Annotated in this window: 3 protein-coding genes; all 3 read left to right on the forward strand. The window is 72.1% G+C overall.

Annotated features, from left to right (window positions below):
* Positions 1-1,337 (forward strand): right-handed parallel beta-helix repeat-containing protein (locus tag B7767_RS01325; RefSeq protein WP_256923280.1); only part of this gene is annotated, 1,337 nt, incomplete at its 5' end.
* Between the two features lies 1 nt (position 1,338).
* Positions 1,339-2,571, forward strand: a complete 1,233-nt coding sequence (locus B7767_RS01330) for a hypothetical protein (RefSeq protein ID WP_085570457.1) — start codon at positions 1,339-1,341, stop codon at positions 2,569-2,571.
* Between the two features lie 2 nt (positions 2,572-2,573).
* The coding region (locus B7767_RS01335; protein ID WP_143652130.1) for a glycosyltransferase at positions 2,574-3,006 on the forward strand (433 nt) is incomplete at its 3' end.

The raw sequence follows: 3,006 nt of genomic DNA on the forward strand, positions 1-3,006 counted from the left end.
TGACGGTCGACCCCGCGGTCGCCGGCGACCTGGCCGCGAAGACCAGGAGCAACCCCCCGAACACCACGTTCTGGCTCCGGCCGGGCAAGCACCGGCTCGCCCCCGACCGCTACGCCCAGGTCGTCCCCAAGGAGGGGAACACCTACCTCGGCGCACCGGGCGCGGTGCTCGACGGCCACCGGACCAACCAGTACGCGTTCGGCGGCACCGCCCGCGACGTCACCATCCGCCACCTGACCGTGCGGGGGTTCGTCGCGCCGCACGACGAGGGCGTGGTCAACCACGACTCGGCCGACGGGTGGGTGATCGAGCACTCCACGATCCGGGACAACTCCGGCGCCGGGCTGATGGCCGGCGCCCGCCAGCAGGTCCGCGCCAACTGCCTGCGCGACAACGGCCAGTACGGCATGAACGCGTACAAGGCCGACGGCCCCCTCGAGGACCTGGTGGTCGAGGGCAACGAGATCACGGGCAACAACACCGGTGACTGGGAGCGGCGGCGGCCGGGCTGCGGCTGCACCGGGGGCGTCAAGTTCTGGGCCGTCGACGGCGCCGACGTACGCGGCAACTGGGTGCACGACAACCGCGGGACCGGGTTGTGGGCGGACACCAACAACAACGACTTCCGCATCGAGGGCAACGTGCTGGAGGAGAACGACGGTGCCGCGCTGATCTACGAGACCAGCTACAACGCGGTCGTCCGGGACAACACGATCCGGCGGAACAACTGGGTCGAGGGCCGCAGGTACGCCGACCGCGGCGACACCTTCCCGTTCGCGACCGTCTACGTCTCCGAGTCCGGCGGCGAACCACGGGTGAGGGCCCGCACCGACAGGATCGAGATCCACCGGAACGTGCTGGAGGACAACTGGTCCGGGATCACCCTGTGGGAGAACGCCGACCGGTTCTGCAACAGCCCCGCCAACACCTCCTCCGGTGACTGCACGCTGCTGGTGAAGGACAAGGACCGCTGCGCACAGCCGGCGATCGCCACCGCGCCGCTCTACGCCGACTGCCGGTGGAGGACCCAGCGGGTGGACATCCACGACAACCGCTTCGTGCTGGACAAGTCCGTCGTCGACTGCACGGCGATGTGCGACCGGATGGCGGTGCTGGCCAACTACGGCACCTACCCGGACTGGTCGCCGTACCAGGGTGAGCGGGTGTCCGAGGCGATCACCCGCGAGCAGCACAACCGCTGGCACGACAACACCTACGTCGGACCGTGGAAGTTCACCGCCCACGACCCGAGCCGGGTGCTCGACGCCGTGCAGTGGCAGGGACCCCCGTACCGGCAGGACGCGGGCAGCACCTTCCGCGCACAGGGCGGTGGTTGAGATGGGCACGGACCACACGCCGAAGCTCGTCGGGACGGCCTGGGGGCTGCTGGTCCTCAACACGCTCGGCTCCGCCGGGGCGAAGACCGTCGTCCCGCTGCCCCGTTCCCTCATCCAGATGGTCACCATGGGCGCGCTGGCCGTCGCGTTCACGCTGGCGCTCGCGGTCAACCTCCGGCTGCGCGTCCGGCCGAGCGCCTACCTCTTCCTGCTCACCCTGCTGCTGGTGCCGAGCGTGATCTCCAGCGCGGACCCGGAGTCAGGGTTCGGCGCGCTGTTCCGCTGCGCCCGGCTGGCCCTCTTCGTCGCCACGCTGTGGCTGCTCAGCCGCTGGTGGGACGGCGGCACGACGTTCGTGCGGCACCACATCCGGATGTACTTCCTGGTCCTCGGGTCGGTGGCCGCCGGCCTGGCGATCTCACCGGGCGCCGCCCTGCCCGACCTCTACGGAGGGCGGCTGGTCGGTGCGCTGTGGCCGCTCACCCCGCCGCAGATCGGACAGTACGCCGCGGTGATCATCGGGCTCACCGTGCTGCTCCTGCTGGGCCGCCGGACCGACCGGCGCAGCGCGGCGGTGGTCGTCGTGCCGTCACTCGTCCTGCTCGCGCTGACCCATACCCGGACGGCCACGATCGGCCTGTTCGCCGGGCTGGCGCTGGCGATCGGCTCGCTCGTCCTGACCAGTGCCGCCGCCCGCCGGTTCTTCACCTGGACGGTGCTGTGCGCCGCCGTCGCCGCGGTGGTGTTCGGCTCCGCGCTGCAGGCGTGGTTCCTGCGCGGGCAGAGCCAGGAGAACTTCACCAGCCTCACCGGCCGGGCCAAGGTCTGGGACGCCCTGCTGGCGGCGGACCGGACGACCTCGGAGCACCTGCTCGGCGCGGGCCTGGGCGACAAGTCGTTCGGCGGGCTGCCGATCGACAACAGCTGGCTGGCCGTCTACCACGAGCAGGGCATGACCGGTGTCGTCCTGGTGGCGGCGTTCGTCGTCGTGCTGGGCGGCGTCGCGCTGCTGCGGCCGCCGTCGCTGTCGAGGGCCTGCGCGATCTTCCTGATCAGCTACTGCGCGATCGCCTCGTACACCGAGGCCGGGCTGGGCGACGCCTCGCCGTACCTGCTGCATCTGGCCGTGGCCGCCTCGCTCCTCGCGGCGCCCGCCCGGGCCGCTCCCCTCCCGGCGCCCGACGTCCCCCGACGACGCGTTCCGCGCTGGGCCCAGAGATCGGAGGTGATCTGAGCATGCACGTCCTCGTGGTGCACAACCGCTACGCCTCGGCGCAGCCGAGCGGGGAGAACAAGGTCGTCGACCAGGAGGTGGCACTGCTGCGCGGGGCCGGCCACCGGGTCGAGGTGTTCGAGCGGCGCAGCGACGACATCGCCGCCATGTCCCTGCCGCGCAAGGCCGCACTGCCGCTGCTCGTGCCGTGGAACCCGGCGGTCCGCACGGAGCTCGCCGGCTGGCTCCGGGCCGACCGGCCGGACGTGGTGCACCTCCACAACGTCTTCCCGCTGCTGTCGCCGGCGGTGCTGGCCGCCTGCGCCGACGCGGGCGTGCCGGCCGTCGCCACGCTGCACAACTACACCCAGGTCTGCCCGCCCGGCACGCTCCAGCGGGACGGCCGGCCGTGCGCCGAGTGCGTCGGGTCCGCGCCGCTGCCCGCCGTCCGGCACG

Source organism: Streptomyces sp. 13-12-16, assembly GCF_002114215.1.
GTDB lineage: Bacteria > Actinomycetota > Actinomycetes > Streptomycetales > Streptomycetaceae > Streptomyces.